Source organism: Mesorhizobium sp. M0074, assembly GCF_040322975.1.
GTDB lineage: Bacteria > Pseudomonadota > Alphaproteobacteria > Rhizobiales > Rhizobiaceae > Mesorhizobium.
The window spans coordinates 13,360-32,067 of sequence record NZ_JAMYUM010000020.1 but is presented as its reverse complement, the minus strand read 5'-3'; the positions used below and the strand labels follow the sequence as shown (position 1 = coordinate 32,067).

The following is an 18,708-nucleotide window of genomic DNA, read 5'->3' as shown; positions in this document are numbered from 1 at the left end:
AACGCTCGGGGCACCAGCATGTGTCATCGGATGTGATCGGCCATCGCAGGCGCCGTTCGGCGATGCCGAGTTGGCAAGATCACCCGTTTACATCTGACATGTTAGCGTGTTAACGCTACGCCCACATTGATTTCAACGGAGATCGCATTGGCTTCCCGCTTTGGTCTTTCGGTTGCCCTGACCACACCCTTCGACCCGTCGGGGCAGATAGCGCTCGCGCCGATGATCGCGCATGCCCGAGCCTGCCTTGGCGCCGGCTGCAGCAGCGCGACGCTGTTCGGCACCACCGGCGAAGGAGCCTCGGTCGGCACCGACGAGCGACGGATCGTCACCGAGGCCATGCTGGCGGCCGGTATTCCGCCACATCAGCTCGTCGCCGGAGTGCTGGTCGATGCAGCCGAAGATGCCGCCGATCAGGCCCGGCACGCTTTGCAGCGCGGCGTTCGCAACATTCTGCTCGCTCCGCCGAGCTACTTCAAGAATGTCGGCGAGGACGGGCTGTTCGGATGGTTTTCCGCCGTCTTCGCCGCACTCGGTCCGCTGGCGCGCGACGTGCTGCTCTATAACATCCCCTCAGTCACCATGGTGCCGCTCCCGCTTGGGCTGATCGGCCGGCTGCGCGCCGCTTTTCCCGCTGTGGTGGCCGGGGTGAAGGATTCCGGCGGGGACTGGAGCTACAGTGAGGCGCTGCTTGAGGCGCACGGCGATCTGGTGATCCTCATCGGCGACGAACGGCATCTGGCGAGAAGCGTCCGCCGCGGCGGACAGGGCGCGATTTCCGGCATGGCTAATTTTGTTACCGGCGAAATCCGGGCAATGGTCGAAAACGGGGGCGACGACCCACGCGTCGAAGACTTCGTGCTCGAATTGCTCAAATACCCGGTCACGCCGGCGGTGAAGGTCATGGTCGCGCGCAAGACCGGCGACGAGCGCTGGCTGGCGGTCCGCCCGCCCCTAGAGGCGATCGATCCACAGGGACAGCGGCAGCTTGCCGCTGCCTACGACAGGCTGTTTGCGACAGAGGCGGCCTGACCGACAAGGCCGGGCCGACCGACAAGGAAGCGAGCTGAAGTGGAAGACGGCAGCGAACCGATCACTCTCCGGGAGAAGGCCTATGCCAGCTTCACGCGGCATTTGCTGGCCCGCGATCTGCGGCCGGGGCAGTTCGTGTCACAGCGCGAACTGGTCGCTTTCACCGGGCTGCCGCTGGGTGCCATTCGCGAGATCGTCCCGCGTCTCGAGGCCGAGGGACTGCTGACCACCATCCCGCAGCGCGGCATGCAGATCGCGCATATCGATATCAATCTGATCCGCGAGGCGTTTCAGTTTCGGTTGTTCATGGAACGCGAGGCAGTGGCGCTATTCACGACCAGCGCTTCTGATGCCGAACTTGCCCGCATGCGGCGCGAACATGAAGAGATGCTGGCTCAAGCTCTCGGGCAGGCGCCGACGCCGGAAATGGAAGCCAAGGCCCAGAACATCGACTGGGCGATGCACGACACCTTCATCAATGCGCTCGGCAACGAGATTATCGCCAAGGCCTATCTGGTCAACTCGGTGAAAATCCGGCTGATCCACCAGGAGCGTTTCCGCATCGACGGTCGTGTGGTGCCGGTGATGCGCGAACATTTGGCAGTCATCGAAGCCATGGAGAGCCGCAATCCGCAAAAAGCGGTTGAAGCGATCAGTCTGCATATCGACAATGCGCGCCGGCTGGCGCTCCAGATCTGAGGAAATATAGCCGCGCCGCGGTTCGCGGCGCATCCACAACGACAGCAACCGGGAGGAAGAAATGTCGTCCAATCTGTTCAACCCAACCAGGAGGCAACTCCTTGCCGGAACCGCGGCGCTAACCGCTGCCGGCCTTGTGGGGCTTCGCCCCGGCTTTGCCGCAGGCGTTGACTGGAAACGCTTTGCCGGGACGACGCTTGACGTCAATCTGGTGAAAAGCCCGCGCAGCGACACCATCCTGAAATATCTCGCCGAGTTCGAGGAACTGACCGGCATCAAGGTCAATGCCGAGGCAACGCCCGAGCAGCAGCAGCGCCAGAAGACGGTGATCGAGTTGAGCTCGGGCAAGCCGAGCTTCGACGTCGTGCATCTGAGCTACCACGTGCAGAAGCGCCAGTTCGAGAAGGGTGGCTGGCTGGCCGATATCGCCGGCTATCTCGCCGATCCGTCGCTCACCGACCCGGCGCTGGTCGAAAGCGACTTCGCCGAAGCCGGCATGCTGTTTGCCAAGGACGGCCAGGGCGTGCTGCGCTCGCTACCGTTCTCGGTGGACTACTGGATCCTGTATTGGAACAAGGAGCTGTTCGAGGCCAAGGGCCTCAAATACCCAGAGACCTTCGAACAACTGGCGGCAGCCGCCGAAGCGCTGACCGACCCCTCGACCAATACATACGGCTTCGTCGCCCGCGGGCTCAAGAACGCAAACACGCCGGTGTGGACGTCGCTGATGCTCGGCTACGACATGACGCCGCTAGATGACAAGGGCAAGCTGCGCACCGAGGCTCCCGAGGCGATCGAGGCTGCCGCGCTCTATCAAAGATTGATGACCAAGTCCGCCCCTCCGGGCGTTACCGGGTTCAACTGGGCCGAAGCACAGTCGGCCTTCCTGCAGGGCAAGATCGGCATGTGGCTCGACGGCGTGGGTTTCGCCCCGCCGATGGAAAATCCGGAAAAATCGAGGGTGGTCGGCAAGGTCGGTTACGGCGTGATGCCCAAGGGTCCCAAGGCGCATGCCTCGGGCACCTTCGGCGACGGGATTGGCGTTACCGCCGCCAGCGAGAAGAAGGAGGCTGCCTATCTGTTCTGCCAGTGGGCGGTATCGCCAACTATGGGTGCACGGCTGTTGCAGGCCGGGGCCGGCGTTCCGTTCCGCAAATCCGTGCTGGAGGATCCCAAGGTGCGCGAAGGCGTCACCATGCCGGCAAGCTGGCTTGATGCCGTGGTCGGCTCGGGCAATATCAGTCGGCTGGCACTGCCGGTCATCATCCCGGTCACGGAATTCCGCGACATCTATGGCGTGGCGCTGACCAACATGATTGCCGGCGCCGATCCCGCCGCGGAGCTGAAGAAGGCCACCGAACAGTTCCAGCCGGTTCTCGACAGGAGCGAGCAGGGCTGATGTCGGCCACCACCCCAGAACAGACCGGGGTGACAATGCCGGTTATCGACGGGAGCCAGACGATCCGGCTGGCTCCCAACTACTGGCCTTTCGTTGTCCCCGCACTCGTCGTCGTCGGCGCCGTCATCGTTTTCCCCTGGGCTTTCACCCTGTGGATGAGCGTCAATCGCTGGACGCTCGGCCAGTCGCGGAGCTTTGCCGGGATGGAAAACTATCTCCGCCTGGCCAGCGACCCACGTTTCTGGGAATCCCTTGTTCATACGTTGACCTACACCTTCCTCTCGGTTGCAGCGCCGATGCTGCTGGGCACTCTGGCCGCCCTGATCTTCGATGCCAGGTTTCCGCTGCGCGGCTTGCTGCGCGGCGTCTTCGTCATGCCGATGATGGCGACACCCGTTGCCGTCGCACTGGTTTGGACAATGATGTTCCATCCTCAGCTTGGCGTGCTCAACTACCTGCTGTCGCTGGTCGGCATCCCGGCTCAGGAATGGATATTCAACGCCAACACGGTCATCCCGTCGCTGGTTGCGGTCGAGACCTGGCAGTGGACGCCGCTGGTCATGCTGATCGTGCTCGGCGGGCTGGCCTCGGTGCCGCGCGAGCCCTTCGAAAGCGCCGAGATCGACGGCGCCAATGCCTGGCAGCAATTCCGCTATCTCACTCTGCCGATGATCGCGCCGTTCCTGATGATCGCGGTCATCATCCGCACCATCGATGCGCTGAAGAGCTTCGACATCATCTACGCGATGACCCAGGGCGGGCCGGGCACGGCGTCGGAGACCATCAACATCTATCTCTACAACACCGCCTTCTCCTACTACGATATCGGCTACGGTTCGGCCATGGCCGTGGTGTTCTTCGTCGTCATCGTGGCCCTGTCTTTTGTCCTGCTGATGCTGCGCCAACGCTCGCAGTGGATCGATACGGAGGGCAAATAGATGAGTTCACGGCTGCTCAACCAGATCGGTCTGTTCTTCGCTGCCCTGGTTTTCGTCTCGCCGGCGATCCTGTTCTTCCTCTGGATGATCTCGCTGTCGCTGAAATTCGAGATCGACAACGGTGCCTATCCGCCGATCCTGATCCCCGAACGCTTCGCCTGGTCGAACTATGTAAAGGTGTTCGAGGAGAACAATTTCCTGCTCTATCTCTGGAATTCGGTTCTGGTGACCGGCACGGCGACCTTGCTGGCGCTGCTGATCGGCGTACCGGCCGGCTATGGCATCGCACGGCTCAAGGCTGAACGATCGGCGGTCGTCATCATGATCGCCCGCATGACGCCTGGGCTATCCTATCTCATCCCGCTGTTTCTGCTGTTCCAATGGATCGGGATACTCGGCACGCTGTGGCCGCAGATCATCATCCATCTGGTGGTGACGGTGCCGATCGTGGTGTGGGTGATGATCGGCTATTTCGAGACCACGCCGATGGAACTGGAAGAGGCGGCCAACATCGACGGCGCCAGCTCCTGGCAGGTTTTCCGGCTGGTTGCCCTGCCCATCGCCAAGCCGGGCATCGTCGTCGCCTTCATCCTGTCCGTGATCTTCTCGTGGAACAATTTCGTCTTCGGCGTGGTGCTCGCCAGCCGTGAGACGCGCACACTCCCGGTCGCCGTCTACAACATGCTGTCCTACGAGCAGGTCAGCTGGGGGCCGCTCGCCGCGGCGGCGCTGGTGGTGACGTTGCCGGTGCTGATCCTGACCATGTTCGCGCAAAGGCAGATCGTCGCGGGGCTGACCGCCGGCGCCGTCAAGGGCGGCTGAGGGCGCGTCCTGACATCACTCTTTTCCAGGAAAGATCCAATGGCATCGGTAACAATCAACAACGTGCAGAAGGCCTTCGGGGCCACCAAGATCATTCACGACGTCAGCGTCGATATCGCCGACGGAGAATTCGTCATCCTGGTCGGCCCGTCGGGATGCGGAAAATCGACGCTGCTGCGCATGATCGCAGGCCTTGAGACGATCTCCGGCGGCAAGATCGCCATCGGCGAGCGTATGGTCAACAATCTGCGGGCACGGGACAGGAACATCGCCATGGTGTTCCAGAATTATGCGCTCTATCCGCATATGACTGTGGCCGACAATATGGGCTTTGCCCTCAAGATCAAGAGAGCCGACCCGGCCGACACCGCTGGCCGGGTCCGGAAGGCAGCCGGCATCCTCGGCCTGGAAAAGCTGCTTGACCGCTATCCGCGCCAGCTTTCGGGCGGCCAGCGCCAGCGCGTCGCGATGGGCCGCGCGATCGTACGCGACCCACAGGTCTTCCTGTTCGACGAGCCGCTCTCCAACCTCGATGCCAAATTGCGCGTCCAGATGCGCGGCGAGATCAAGGCCCTGCACCAGCGGCTGGGTACCACGACGATCTATGTCACGCACGACCAGATCGAGGCCATGACGATGGCCGACAAGATCGTCGTGCTGCATGATGGCCTGGTCGAGCAGATCGGCGCGCCGCTGGACCTCTACGACCATCCGGCCAACCTCTTCGTTGCCGGTTTCATCGGCTCGCCCGCCATGAACTTCATCGCCGGCCGCATCGAGGAGGGCGTGTTCCGCAGCGCCGGCGGGTTGATCCTGCCGTTGCCGGAAGGCGCCCAGCCGGCGGATGCCGCAGGACGCGAACTCGTCTACGGCATTCGCCCGGAACATATCCGGGCGACGGGGCAAGGCGTGCCGGGCACGATCACGCTTCTCGAGGCGACAGGCTCGGAAATCTTCGCCAGGGTCGACTGCTCCGGTGAAGAAATTTCCTGCCTTTTCCGAGAAAGGCTTGCGCTCAAGCAAGGCGAAGGGGTGCGGATCGAGATCGACCGCGCATGTGCGCATCTGTTCGACGCAGCAACCGGTCGGCGCATCTGACTCGGTGGTCCGGTAATGCGTCGTCGGCCTAGGTCGGCAACGCGAATTCACCGGCGAGTTCGATGGCGCGGCCTTCGCGGGCCGATCTCTGGGCGGCAAGACCCATGACGACGGCCCACCAGCCGTCTTGCAAGGTCACTTCCACCTTGCCTTGTCCGCGCACCGCAGCGGTGAAGCGGGCGTGCTCGAAATAGGTCGAACCGTTATGGTCGCCTGCCTCGAGCAGCCGGGGGTCGACGGGAATCTCCAGCAGTCGTGGTCCAGGCGGATTGCGCGGACTAACGATCAACTGGGGCACTGGCGCAGGGCCAAGGTGGGTCGGCCAGAAACGGCCTGGTCCGGGCACCAGACATTCGATCTTTCCGTCGCCGCCGACAGCGCAGAGTTCCTCCTGGTAGCGGCTGCCCTCGGCAAACATGCACAGTTCCAGCATGGCGCGCGCGCCGCTTGCGAAATCAACCAGCACATAGCCATGGTCAAGGATATCTGGCCTCTCACCGCCATAGCGTTCGTCGAGATGGTTTACGGCCTGTCCAGCGCTCGCCATCACGCGGACGGGGTCCGATCCGAGGATCAGCCGCATCAGGTCGAAGAAGTGGCAGCACTTCTCGACGAACGTGCCGCCGGTGTTGCGGTTGAAGCGGTTCCAGTCGCCGACCTTGGCCAGAAACGGGAAGCGGTGCTCGCGGATCGTCAGCATGCGGATGCCGCCGGTGGCGTGGCGCGCCTGCTCGACGAATACGGCGACGGGGGGCATATAGCGATATTCCATGGCCACCCAGACGAGCGGAAGCCGAGCTTTCAACGCCGCGATCCGCCCCTCGTCGGCGCCCTCGGTGAAGAGCGGCTTTTCCACCAGTACCGGCAGTGGTCGAAGTGCGGCGATCTGCTCCATCTGACCGAGGTGCTGGTGGTTGGGGCTGGCAATCAAGACGCAGTCCACCTCATCCATGGCCAGCAGTTCGGCGATCGATGCCGCCGATCGCGCGCCCGACGCCGTCGCCAGCGACGCCGCCAACATGCCGGGGTCCGGCTCGACGATCGCGGCCACATGCGCATCGGGCAACAGAGCGATATTGCGGATATGCTCGCGGCCCATCATGCCGCAGCCGATGATGCCGTAGCCGATCGATGATCTGGTCACGCTGCGTCTTCCTCCGGCCTATCTGAAACGCGTGACGTACCGCGCCGCGCCCGGATCGAACCAGCTGCGGGAATATTCCGCGCTGGCGCCGTCGCCAGCCCAGGCGATACGTTCTATGAACCCCACGACCGTCCCCGGCGGTGGCCTGAATTCGAGCGGGGCCCAGTCCGGGGCGGGTGCGACGGCAACATGGTCTTCGGCGCGAACGATCGAAAAGCCGAGCGCGAGCCGGTAGTGGAGATAGAGGGATTCCGACAAATCCTGGCGCTTGAGCCGCTCGGCGCGGCTGACGTCCAGCCAGATCTCCTCGACCGCGGCCGGCTCGCCGTCGAGCCGCCGCAGCCGGCGTATACGGTGGGCTTCGCCGGAGCTGCCGAATTGCGGCAGGTCGGCGGGCTTGGGCAGCCGCTCGACGGACAGCACGTCGGCGCTCGGCAGGCCGCCACCGCCGATGCGCTCCAGGCGAAAAAAGGCATAGACCCCGAGCAAGTCGCCGCGCGCCCGCACATAGTTACCCGAGCCCTGGATGCGGTCGAGAAGGCCCTTTTCGGTCAAATCTGCCAGCGCCCTCCTGAGCGTGCCGACGGCAATCCCGAGGCTCGCGGCCATCTCGCGCTCGGGCGGCAGCCGCGCCCCGTCGGCCAGCCGTCCGGCCGCGATTTCGCGGATCAGCATTTCGCTGGTCTGCAAGTGCACAGGCAAGGGCCCACGCATCTGGCTGGATCGGTGGCCGGGGTCAGCCCTTGTCAAATGCATCCCGCGTTCCAATCACATCCCGGTTTCGGGTTCGCTCAAATTGATACAGTATTGATCTACAACAAAACGAATGCTACGCAAGCCCTATTCGCAGCTCCGGACCTCTTTGAAGAATGGCCCGGGCTTCTTTTTTGAAGAGTGGCAATGAGCATCGTCCCAATCACCTCGCCGGATCTCGATGCAGCCGAAGTCTCGTGGTTCGCCGCACTCTGCTCGGACGACTATCGCTATCTCGGTGTGCCGGACGGCGCGTTGCGCTCGAGCTGGGCGCATTGCTCCGAGATCGTGAAGACGTCCGAGGAACTAGGTTTCCGCAACATCTTGTGTCCGTCGTCCTATCAGGTCGGCCAAGACACGCTGAGCTTCGTAGCCGGCTGCGCGCCGATCACCTCGAAGATCAATCTGCTCGCCGCTGTGCGCTGCGGCGAGATGCAGCCGATCATGCTGGCGCGCACGATTGCGACGCTGGATCACATGCTGGAAGGCCGGCTGACGGTGAACATCATTTCGTCTGACTTTCCGGGCGAGACGGCCGACAGCGCCTACCGTTATCAGCGTTCGCGCGAGGTTGTGCAGATCCTGCGCCAGGCCTGGACCAGGGACAGCATCGATTTCGAGGGCGAGGTCTATCGCTACAAAGGACTCTCGACGGCGCCAGCGAAGCCCTATCAGCAAAATGGCGGCCCGCTGCTCTATTTCGGCGGTTATTCGCCCGACGCGCTCGAGCTTTGCGCCGAACAGTGCGATGTCTACCTGATGTGGCCGGAAACCAGGGAGGAACTTGCCGGCCGCATGAAGGCCGTCCACGAACGCGCCGAGCGCCATGGGCGGACGCTCGACTACGGCCTGCGCGTCCACATGATCGTGCGCGATACCGAGGCCGAGGCAAAGGAATATGCCCGGGAGCTGGTTTCGAAGCTGGACGACGAGCAGGGCAGGGCGATCCGCGAGCGCGCGCTCGACGCCCGATCGCTCGGCGTATCGCACCAAGCCAGGAACCGCCAGATCGCCGATGCCGAAGGCTATGTCGAGCCGCATCTGTGGACGGGCGTCGGGCGGGCGCGCTCTGGTTGCGGCGCGGCGCTCGTGGGCTCGGCCGATCAGGTTCTGTCGGAAATCGAGACGTATATGAAGATGGGGATCCGCGCCTTCATCTTTTCCGGCTACCCGCATCTCGACGAGGCGCGTCATTTCGGCACCAAGGTGTTGCCTCAGCTCAAGACATGCTCGCTCCCGCACGCCTATGGCCGGGTGCCGGAACGGATCCCGGCGACACCACTGGGAACGGGGGAGCGCCGCTGATGGAGCATGTCGTGTGCGATCCACGCCTTTTGCGCAATGCCTTCGGGCGCTTCGCCACCGGCGTCACGGTCGTCACCACCGGCACGGCCGACGGCCCGGTCGCAATCACTGCCAACAGCTTCTCATCCGTGTCGCTCGATCCGCCGCTGGTGCTCTGGTCTATCGGCCGCCACTCGCGCCGGTTCGAAGCCTTCGCCAATTCCGCGCACTACGCCATTCACGTGCTGGCGGAAGATCAAATCGATCTGTGCTGGCGTTTTTCGAAGTCGGGGACGGACTTTGCCGATCTTGACCTGTCGTGGAGCGAGCACGGCGTGCCATTGCTGCCGCGCGCACTGGCGCGGTTCGAATGCAGCGTCGCCGACCGCTTCCCGGCTGGCGACCATATGATCCTGCTTGGACGTGTCCTTGAACTGCAGACGCAAGAGGGTTTGCCGCTGCTCTTTGCTGGCGGCAAGTCGCGCGCTCAAGAGGCCAGTTGATGACCGCCGGCGCCGCTTCGGGCTGGTGCCGTCGACTGGCGCACCACGAGATTGCAGGCAAGTTCGACGCGACGCGGCGGCGACCCCGAATGGGCCATATCGTCGAGCAGCAGGCTAAGCGCCGCCGATCCGATCTCGCGCATGGGAATGTGCATCGCCGTCAGCGGCGGGTTGCAGAAGGCAGCGAGCGGCAAGTCGTCCATACCGACCACGGACACATCGCCAGGCACCGAATATCCGGCCTCCTGGACGCCGGCGATGGCACCAAACGCCAAGCTGTCGCCGGCCGTCAGCACGGCGGTGAAATCGAGGCCACGGGCCGCGATGCGCTCGGTCACGGCCCTGCTCGCAAGTTCCGGCAGCCAGTCCTGCACCTCAACCACGAAGTCGTCGAAGCCGGCAATTCCGGCTGTGATCAGCGCGTCGCGCCAACCTTCGTAGCGCCGCTCGATCGTGCGCCGGCCACGCCGCATCAGGAACAGGATGCGGCGGTGGCCGAGGCCGATCAGATGCTGCGCCGCAAGCATGGCGGCAGAGCGATTGCAGGGCGTCACGCTCGAATGGCGCATCGAGGGATCGTCGCCGTTGACGAGCACGATCGGCTTGGCGAATCCGGCTGTCAGCGTCAGCACATCGTCATCGTCCAGCGTCAGAAACAGGCAGCCGGCGACGCTGTCGTCGCGCTCGGATTCACGCAGCAGCGCGATTTCGTCCTCGGGCGCCGAAACCGGCCGGGTCACGAGTTCGACGCCCAGCAACCGGGCGCGCTCGTTGAGTCCATCAAGGACATGGTAGGTGAACTGATTGCGGGCACTGTCCACCATTGCCACGCTGCTTGCGGCCAGGATGACCTTGCGGCCGGCAACCGAGGCGGGAATGGCATAGTTCATCGACTTCGCCGTTTCGATGATCCTGGTGCGAAGCTCGTCCCTCACGCCGCCGACACCGCTCAGCGCACGGGAGGCGGTGCTGACCGACACGCCGCAACGCGCCGCGATCTCCTCAAGTCGAATGCGGCGGCTGGGGCGGCCGCGCTTGCCCTGGATATTCATCCGCTCGGTCACCTCCGGCAAAGTCATCCGATTAATGCAAAAAATTTTCAGATTGCGCAAGAAAAATGGCTGTGAAACAGTTCTGATGAAGCGGGAGAAACGGGAGGAGTGATGCCGCTATCGGCCGAACGCCTGAATTCCGCGCTTGCCAGCCTCGTGGCGGGCATGACCGGCTTGCGTCATGACGGGCGGTTCCATGAGCCGAATCTCGACGGCACGCCGGGCGATTATGTCAGCTTCGACAGCTGGGAATGGCCGCAAGGCGTCGGGCTCTACGGGCTGGTTCGGCTGTGGGCGCAGACCGGCGACGATCGGCTGCTGCAGACGATCGAGGCCTGGTACGACCGACGCATCGCTGCCGGTCTCCCTGCGATGAACGTCAACACCACCGCGCCCCTTTTGGCGCTAAGCGAATTGTGGCGGCGCCGGCGCCAGCCGCGCTTCGAGCCGGTGCTGCGCGAATGGGCCGAGCGCGTGGCCACCGCCTTGCCGCGGACGCCCGAAGGCGGTTTCCAGCATGATGTTTCGGACCGGGTCAATGACGACGAATTGTGGGACGACACGCTGTTCATGGTGGCGCTGTTCCTCGCATCCTACGGCCAGGCTGCCGGCCAGCGTCGCTTCGTCGAGGAAGCAGAAAGGCAATTCCTGGTCCACGCCCGTTATCTCGCTGACCCGGCATCAGGGCTGTGGTTTCACGGCTGGACGTTCGCGGGACGGCACAATTTCGCCCGCGCGCGTTGGGCGAGAGGCAATGCCTGGATTACCGTCGGCATCCTGGAACTGGTGGAGTTCGCCGAAATTGCACCTTCGGTCCGGGCCTATCTGCTCGGCGTGCTGGACACGCAGATCAACGCCCTGCTCGAGGTGCAGGCAGGTTCGGGCGCATGGCACACTCTGCTCGACGACCCGACATCTTACGAGGAGATTTCCGCCACGGCCGGCTTCGGCTACGGGTTGATGAAGGCCGCGCGGCTCGGAATCGGCTCGACAGAGTGCCGTGCCGCCGGCCTCCGCGCCTTGGAAGCCGTGGTGGCCAACATCGATGACAAAGGTGTGGTGGCGAACGTGTCCTATGGCACACGCATGGGCGCCGACCTGCAGTTCTATCGCGATATACCCATCCATCCGACGGGCTACGGGCAGGCGCTGGCCATTCTGTGCCTGACCGAAGGGGCGCGGCATCTGCAGTCGAAGGTGGAGGCGGCATGATGCGGACGCTCTATGGCGCGTCGCCGGGCGATATTGCCGGCATGGACACGGACCGGCTGAGGGCCGAGTTCCTCGTCGACGGCTTGTTCCGGCCTGGCGCGATCGAATTCGTCTACACCCATGTCGACCGCATGATCGTCGGTGGCGCGGTGCCGCTGGCCAACCCGCTGGCATTCGGCAACGGGGCCGAAGTCGGCACCCCGCTCTTCTTTGACGCGCGCGAGATGGGCATCGCCAATCTCGGCGGCAATGGCACGGTCGCGGTGGACGGCCGGCGCTTTCACGTGGCTAACCGCGACATCGTCTATGTCGGACGCGGAGCGCGTGAGGTGACGCTGGAGAGCGACGATCCGGAGAGGCCGGCACGCTTCTACATGAACTCGGTGCCGGCCGGCGCCGATGTTGCGCACCGTCTCATCGTCACCAGCGAAGCCAGGCCGCTTGTGCTCGGCGAGGAGGCCCGCGCGAACAGGCGCACGCTACGCATGTACATCCATCCCGAAGTGGCCCCGTCCTGCCTCTTGCTGATGGGGATCACCGACCTCGCGCCGGGCAGTGTGTGGAACACCATGCCGCCGCATCTGCATGAGCGGCGCATGGAAGCTTATTGCTATTTCGACCTCGCCGAGGCCGACCGTGTAATCCATCTGATGGGCCGGCCAGACAAGACGCGCCACCTGATGGTCGCTGACGGCGACGTCGTCCTGTCGCCTGCCTGGTCTATCCATATGGGTGCCGGCACCGGCCCCTATGCCTTCGTCTGGGGCATGACCGGCGAGAACCAGGCCTACACCGATGTCTATCCAGTTGCCGTGAAGGATTTGCGATGAGCGAGGCCGCGCAAAGCGTTCGGACGGATTTTACGCTGCGCCGGCCGCTCATGGCGGGGCAGCCAATCGTCTATTGGCGGCTCGGGTCTATCGCCGAGCAACGCTACGACGTGGCCGACCAGCCCATGCAAGGCGAGATGGACCCCTTCTTCTTCCTGACCAAGCACAAGAATTTCATTCCCCATGAATATCCGTGCCGCACGCAGTTCGCAGCGGAACGACGCGGCAAGCGACCACAGGTCAGCGCCGAATTCGGCGCCGAGCGCATCTGGCTGCCCTTCGCCTCGCCGCGCATCGACCTATCGGGCTTCTGGTTCCGGCCGACGGTGCTTGGAACCTGGGCCGAGACCACCATCGAGGCGGCCTCGACTGGCGAGGCGCTGGTGCGGCTGCGCACATGCGGCGGCGCCACACTCTTTGCCAATGGCGAGGAAGCCGGCTGGATGGCGCCCTACGGCCGCAATCTGGAAAGTGCAGAGCATTTCAAGATCGCGCTGAAGGCCGGCCGCAACGACGTCCGGATATGGTTCGACGATCTCGCAGAGCGCGACGCCCGCTACTATTTCCAGCTCGATTATCTATCCGGTCCGGCTGCTTCGGTGGCACTGCCGATCGAAGTCGAGAGCGGCGTTGCCGATGCGATGGAAGCAGCCCTTGACGACATGCATTTCGACCGTCCCGCCTATGACGGCGGCGAGGTGGCGCTCGTCACCGGCGTGGCCCTGCCGCGCGACGCGCAAGTCGAGATCGAGATCGAAGGCGATTTCATGTCGATCGAGACGCCGGTGCGCTTCGCCTTCGATCTGCCGGCGGGCCAGACGCGGCTGCCGATCGCCGATACCGAGCAGCTGCCGGCCGACTTTCGCCATTTCAAGGTGGCGCTGACGGTCGCAGACCATGCCGTATCGCGTGTCTTCGGCGTCGAGATATGCCACGCGCGCCGTCAGGGCGATGCGCCGGAAACGCTTACCGCGCGTATAGATGAAGCCCTGCGCGAGGTCGCCGGTCACGCCGAGGCCGATACGGTGCGCGCGCTGGCGCGCCTGGCGATCGGGCGGCAGGGCGCCGAGACCGACGCCATGATCTCCGGCACGCTGCCGGCGATCGAGGATTGTCACGATTGCGCCGACTTCATCCTGGTGCCGCTGCTGTGGTGCCGCAAGGCCTATGGCGATCGGCTGGAAGCGAGCCTGCGCGCGCGCGTCGACAACGCCATCCTCGGCTATCGCTACTGGATGGACGAGCCCGGCAATGATGTGCAGTGGTACTTCTCCGAGAACCACGCGCTGCTCTTCCACACCGCCGCCTATATTGCCGGGGGCCTGTTGCCTGATGTGCGGTTCGTGCGGTCGGGCCGCCTTGGCCGCGAACAGTCCGCGGTTGGAGCCGCGCGTGTACGCGCCTGGCTCGACCATTTCGAGGCATGGGAGATGGCCGAGTTCAACTCGGCGCCTTATTTCCCGATCGACCTCAAGGGCCTGTGCGCGCTTTACGCGCTGGCCCCGGACAAGGACATCGCCGAACGTGCCGGCAAGGCAATCATACGCCTGCTTGAAATCGTCGCCCGCTCGGCGCATCGCGGCATCCTCACCGGGGCGCAGGGCCGCTCCTATGAGCACACGCTGCGCGCCGCGCGTTCCCTGGAATTATCCGGCATCTGCCGCATGCTTTGGGGCAAGGGCAACTACGGCATGCGCTTTCACGCGCTGCCGCAGCTGGCATTGTGCCTGCGGGATCACGATTTGAGCGTTCCGGACGGGTTGGCAGCAATTGCTTCCCTCACCGACGATACGGCGTGGGAATGGACTTTTGCGCAGGGACAAGACCGCTTCGCGCGGCTCTACCACTACAAGACGCGCGACCATGCGATGGGCAGCGCCGCTGGCTACCGCTGGAACCAATGGGGTTATCAGGAGACCGTCATTCACGCCCGGCTGGGCAAGAATCCGGATGCGCAGATCTGGATCAACCACCCCGGCGAAGTGCTGCAGTCGGGATATGGCAGACCATCATATTGGGGTGGCTCAGGCACTTTGCCCCGGCTTCACCAATACCGCGACCTCGCCGTCGTCAGCTTCTTCTGCTCGGATGAACAACCCGACTTCACGCACGCCTGGTTTCCCGCACGTGCCTTCGATGCCGTGCAAGTGGGTGGCGATCGGGCGTTCGCGCAATCGGGCGACGCCTTCGTCATGCTGAAGACGGATGTTCCGCTCACGCAGGTAGTGGCCGGCCCGACGGCCGGCAACGAGTTGCGGGCGGCGGGACGCAGGACGACATGGATCATTCGCCTCGGTGACCAGAATGCCAATCGGCCGGCCCTCGACGCCTGGACTGCCGTTTTTGGGGACCTGTCGGTGCGGTCGGGTCCCGGCGGCGAGTTGATCGTCGAGGATCCGGAATACGGCACGGTGCATTTCCTCGCCGACGCAAGGATCGTGGCTGAGGGACGTACACTCGATCCGGCCAACTGGACCGTGCGCGGTGAGGCGATGCGCATGAAGCACAGAGAGTAGGGAGGAGATCGGCTGCGACGCTCAAGAGGAGGAGGGCGTAGCAGGCTTGAACCATCGGGGCGCCGCCCCGCTAAAGGAGGAGACGAAGCATGAATAAGACCCGCACTTTGCTGGCCGCGCTATCGGTCAGCCTGCTCGCATCGACCAGCGCGTTTGCCGGCGACGTGCGCATCATGTGGTATTCGGACGGTGTCGAGGGCGATGTCATCCAGGACATTCTGAACCGCTTCATGAAGGACAATCCCGACATCCACGTCACGCTCGACAACGTCGCCTACAAGGTGATCCAGGAGCAGTTGCCCATCCAGCTCGAAGCCGGCCAGGGTCCGGACATCGCCCGCGTCACAAACATCAAGGAGCTTGCCCAGCACTGGCTCGATCTCAGGCCACTGGTGGCCGATCCGAAATATTGGGAGGACAATTTCGCTGACACGCTGGACTGGATGCGCCCCGACGGCTCCAACGCCATCCCGGGTTTCATGACCCAGCTCACGCTCACCGGCGGCTTCGCCAACAAGACGCTGTTCGAACAGGCCGGCGTGCCGCTGCCCGGTGACAAGGCGACCTGGGACGACTGGGTCAAAGCCGCCGCCGAGGTGGCGAAGAGCCAGCAGCTTCCGGCTGCCTTCGCCATCGACCGTTCCGGTCACCGCATTTCGGGTCCGAATGTCTCCTTCGGAGCGAACTATATCGGCCCCGATGGCATGCCGGCGAAAGTGGACGACGGCACCAAGGCTTTCGTCGGCAAGCTCGTCGACTGGACCGCCAAGGGCCTGATGCTGAAGGATACCTGGGTTTCGGCGGCAGGCTCGACCTATCGCGCGGCCGCCGACGACTTCATCAACGCCCAGATCCCGTTTTATTATTCGGGTAGCTGGCAGGTCGCCAATCTATCGACCAAGATCGGCGATAGTTTCGACTGGGTGGCGACCGGCTCGCCTTGCGCTACCGCAGGCTGTTCGGGCGTGAAGGGCGGCGCGGCGCTGGTCGCCATCAAATACACGAAGAATCCCAAGGACGTCGCCAAGGTCATGGATTATCTGGCCCGTGAAGACGTGGTAAAAGAGTTCAGCGAGCGCACGCTGTTTCTGCCCGCGCACAAGGGCGTCGTAGACAAGGGCGGGCTGAAATGGGTCTCGGCCGACAAGAACGTCGGTCCGGCGCTCGACAAGTTCGTCAAGGCGGCGGCTGAAACCCTGCCGGCGGCCGATGCGCTGCCGCCGTGGAAGTGGGCCAACGCTTACTTCGCCGCGCTGGTGACGCGCGTCAGCCAGGTGATGGCCGGCGAGCTCAGCCTCGACGATGCCTGGGGCAGGATCGACCAGGATATCGCCGACAAGGTTGCCGAGGCGAAGTGACCGCCGCCGCGACACTGAAGGCAGGGATTGGCGCCGCCCTCGCGGCGCCGGTCGTGTGGCTGGCGTCGATCGTCAACGTGCCGCTGAAGTTCTGGCAGCGAGCGACGGGCACCGGCGGCATGGCCGCGTTCTTCCTCGCCCCAAACATGGCGATCTTCGGCATTTTCGTCCTGGTGCCGATGATCATCAACTTTTTCTATTCGGCCACGTCGGGAACGGCCTACTTCCTGCAGGACCGAACCTATGTGGGGCTCGAGCAATATCAGCGCCTGCTCGATTGCGGCAACTACCTGGACACTGCCACTTGCCACGAGGATCTCTTCTGGAAGGCCGTGCACAATACCGGCCTGTTCGTCGTCGTGCAGGTGGCGCTGATGACGGTCGTGTCGATGGCGACAGCGTTGATCCTCAACCGCGAGATCGTCGGGCGCAGCTTCTGGCGCGCGGTGTTCTTCTTTCCGGTGCTGTTGTCGCCCGTCGTCACCGGCCTGATCTGGCGTTGGATCCTGCAGCGCCAGGGCCTGCTCAACCTGATCGTCCATGATCTGGGCGGCGAGCCGCACAACTGGCTGACAGACCGTTTCTGGGCTTTCACCGCCGCGGTCAGCGTTTCGGTTTGGGCACATATGGGCTTCTATACGCTGATCTTGCTTGCCGGATTGCAGGCGATCCCGCGCGACCTTTACGAAGCGGCCGAGATGGACGGCACGAAGCCGGCGCGGGTGTTCTGGCGCATCACGCTGCCGCTGCTGATGCCGAATCTGCTTGTCGTTATCGTACTGGCGCTGATCCGCGCTGTGCAGATCTTCGACGAAGTCTATGTGCTGACGGGTGGAGGGCCGGGAACCTCGACCCTCTATATCACGCAGTACATCTATGAGATCGGCTTCGCCTCCCTGCTGCGCAACCCGGGGCTGGCTTCGGCGGCTTCGATCCTGATGGGGTTGGTGCTGGTCGTGCTCACCTTGGTTCAGCTGCAGGTCGGACGCCGGGGTGAGCGGAAAGGAGCCCGCGAATGAGCGGCGTGATGACATTCCTGACCCGCCGGCGCGGCGGTCGCGGCTGGCACTGGACGGATATCGTGAGCTGGCTGTGGCTGCTCGGCGGCGTTGTCATCATGTTCGGCCCGGCCGTCTGGCTGGTGGGTTCGTCATTCAAGACGCCGGCACAGCTCGCCGAGTTCCCGCCGACCATAATGCCTTATGTCAGCCAACACGCGAGGGTCGAAGGCTACGACAAGCCGCTGACCCTCTACAGGGTGAAGTTGCCGGATGGTTCGACCAAGGTGCTGGCCGAGGTGCGGCGCATCGGCATCGTGGCGCAAATGGTGGATCCGCAGGCGCCGAACGATATCGTGAAGGTCAACATCGCCGACCGGCAGCCGGTGCGCGAAATCGGCTTCGCGACGGAGAATTACACCGAGCCCTTCGTCCATTTCGACTTCCTGCGCTATCTGCGCAATTCGGTTTTTGTGACGGCAATGGCAACGCTGATCACGCTGCTCACCAATTCGATGGCCGCCTTCGCCTTGTCGAAATACAAGTTCCGCGGTCGCGATCTGACGATGCTTGTGATCGTCGGTACGCTGATGGTGCCGCTGTCGGTCATCCTGGTGCCGCTCTATTCGGTGGTGGGCGCCGTCGGACTGCTCGATTCGCTGTGGGGCGTGATTTTGCCGACCGTGGCGACGCCAACCGGCGTCTTCCTGCTGCGCCAATATATGCTGACCATCCCCGACGAGCTGCTCGATGCGGCGCGCATGGACAACGCTTCCGAATGGCAGATCTACTGGCGCATCGTATTGCCGCTTGCAGCACCGGCGCTCGCCGTGCTGGCGATCTTCTCGGTCGTCTGGCGCTGGAACGACTTTCTGTGGCCGCTGGTGGTGCTGTCGCGCAAGGAACTCTACACACTCCAGGTCGGCCTCAACACCTATGCCGGCCAGCTAAACGTGCAGTGGCACTACATCCTGGCGATGACCGTGGTGACGATGATCCCCGTCGTCCTCGTCTTCGTCTTCCTGCAGCGTTACATCACTTCCGGCATTGCCGGCACCGGGCTGAAGTGA

The 18,708-nt window shown here is 63.7% G+C and carries 17 protein-coding genes; 14 read left to right on the top strand and 3 right to left on the bottom strand.

What is annotated here, in order from left to right; genetic code table 11:
- Positions 1-147 precede the first annotated feature (147 nt).
- From NKJ73_RS24395 to NKJ73_RS24370, 6 genes are all read left to right on the top strand, one after another.
- Entirely contained in the window at positions 148-1,032 is an 885-nt protein-coding gene (locus NKJ73_RS24395; RefSeq protein WP_031211068.1) for a dihydrodipicolinate synthase family protein, read from the top strand.
- 39 nt (positions 1,033-1,071) lie between these two features.
- Positions 1,072-1,731, top strand: a complete 660-nt coding sequence (locus NKJ73_RS24390; protein WP_023674176.1) for a GntR family transcriptional regulator — start codon at positions 1,072-1,074, stop codon at positions 1,729-1,731.
- 61 nt (positions 1,732-1,792) lie between these two features.
- A complete protein-coding gene (locus NKJ73_RS24385) occupies positions 1,793-3,130 on the top strand; it encodes an extracellular solute-binding protein (protein ID WP_352571379.1) in 1,338 nt (445 codons plus the stop codon).
- Positions 3,131-3,165: 35 nt separating this feature from the next.
- The gene (locus NKJ73_RS24380; RefSeq protein ID WP_352476784.1) at positions 3,166-4,068 is read left to right on the top strand and encodes a carbohydrate ABC transporter permease; all 903 of its coding nucleotides are present in this window, start codon (positions 3,166-3,168) and stop codon (positions 4,066-4,068) included.
- Entirely contained in the window at positions 4,069-4,890 is an 822-nt protein-coding gene (locus NKJ73_RS24375) for a carbohydrate ABC transporter permease (RefSeq protein ID WP_023674179.1), read from the top strand. It begins immediately after the preceding gene.
- A 39-nt stretch (positions 4,891-4,929) separates the two neighbouring features.
- Positions 4,930-5,988, top strand: a complete 1,059-nt coding sequence (locus NKJ73_RS24370) for an ABC transporter ATP-binding protein (protein ID WP_352571378.1) — start codon at positions 4,930-4,932, stop codon at positions 5,986-5,988.
- Positions 5,989-6,016: 28 nt separating this feature from the next.
- On the opposite strand, the gene NKJ73_RS24365 is transcribed toward NKJ73_RS24370, so the two are convergent.
- Together NKJ73_RS24365 and NKJ73_RS24360 are read right to left on the bottom strand one after the other, a co-directional pair.
- The gene (locus tag NKJ73_RS24365; protein WP_502902176.1) at positions 6,017-7,090 is read right to left on the bottom strand and encodes a Gfo/Idh/MocA family protein; all 1,074 of its coding nucleotides are present in this window, start codon (positions 7,088-7,090) and stop codon (positions 6,017-6,019) included.
- A gap of 60 nt (positions 7,091-7,150) precedes the next feature.
- Positions 7,151-7,807: a GntR family transcriptional regulator gene (locus NKJ73_RS24360; protein WP_352571376.1), complete on the bottom strand. Its 657-nt coding sequence runs from the start codon at positions 7,805-7,807 to the stop codon at positions 7,151-7,153.
- Between the two features lie 225 nt (positions 7,808-8,032).
- Between NKJ73_RS24360 and NKJ73_RS24355 the strand changes: the two genes are divergently transcribed.
- Both NKJ73_RS24355 and NKJ73_RS24350 read left to right on the top strand, forming a co-directional pair.
- Entirely contained in the window at positions 8,033-9,190 is a 1,158-nt protein-coding gene (locus NKJ73_RS24355; RefSeq protein ID WP_352571375.1) for an LLM class flavin-dependent oxidoreductase, read from the top strand.
- Complete coding sequence (locus NKJ73_RS24350; RefSeq protein WP_023674185.1) at positions 9,190-9,672, top strand: flavin reductase family protein; 483 nt, start codon at positions 9,190-9,192, stop codon at positions 9,670-9,672. The genes NKJ73_RS24355 and NKJ73_RS24350 overlap by 1 nt, the downstream gene beginning before the upstream one ends.
- Here the strand turns inward: NKJ73_RS24350 and NKJ73_RS24345 are convergent.
- The gene (locus tag NKJ73_RS24345; protein ID WP_352455781.1) at positions 9,657-10,724 is read right to left on the bottom strand and encodes a LacI family DNA-binding transcriptional regulator; all 1,068 of its coding nucleotides are present in this window, start codon (positions 10,722-10,724) and stop codon (positions 9,657-9,659) included. The genes NKJ73_RS24350 and NKJ73_RS24345 overlap by 16 nt on opposite strands.
- 111 nt (positions 10,725-10,835) lie before the next feature.
- Here NKJ73_RS24345 and bglB point away from each other — a divergent pair, with 111 nt between their 5' ends.
- The 6 genes from bglB to NKJ73_RS24315 all read left to right on the top strand — a co-directional run bounded on the left by bglB (position 10,836) and on the right by NKJ73_RS24315 (position 18,708).
- Complete coding sequence (bglB, locus tag NKJ73_RS24340) at positions 10,836-11,936, top strand: beta-galactosidase BglB (protein WP_352571374.1); 1,101 nt, start codon at positions 10,836-10,838, stop codon at positions 11,934-11,936.
- Complete coding sequence (kduI, locus tag NKJ73_RS24335; RefSeq protein WP_352571373.1) at positions 11,933-12,766, top strand: 5-dehydro-4-deoxy-D-glucuronate isomerase; 834 nt, start codon at positions 11,933-11,935, stop codon at positions 12,764-12,766. Before bglB ends, kduI begins: the two co-directional genes overlap by 4 nt.
- A complete protein-coding gene (locus NKJ73_RS24330; protein WP_502905401.1) occupies positions 12,763-15,282 on the top strand; it encodes a hypothetical protein in 2,520 nt (839 codons plus the stop codon). The genes kduI and NKJ73_RS24330 overlap by 4 nt, the downstream gene beginning before the upstream one ends.
- An 89-nt stretch (positions 15,283-15,371) precedes the next feature.
- Positions 15,372-16,640 carry an ABC transporter substrate-binding protein gene (locus tag NKJ73_RS24325; protein WP_352571372.1) on the top strand — a complete coding sequence of 423 codons (1,269 nt, stop codon included), beginning with the start codon at positions 15,372-15,374 and terminating at the stop codon, positions 16,638-16,640.
- Positions 16,637-17,659 (top strand): carbohydrate ABC transporter permease, encoded by a 1,023-nt coding sequence (locus NKJ73_RS24320; protein WP_023674191.1) that lies wholly within the window; start codon positions 16,637-16,639, stop codon positions 17,657-17,659. Before NKJ73_RS24325 ends, NKJ73_RS24320 begins: the two co-directional genes overlap by 4 nt.
- Positions 17,656-18,708 (top strand): carbohydrate ABC transporter permease, encoded by a 1,053-nt coding sequence (locus NKJ73_RS24315; RefSeq protein ID WP_023674192.1) that lies wholly within the window; start codon positions 17,656-17,658, stop codon positions 18,706-18,708. Before NKJ73_RS24320 ends, NKJ73_RS24315 begins: the two co-directional genes overlap by 4 nt.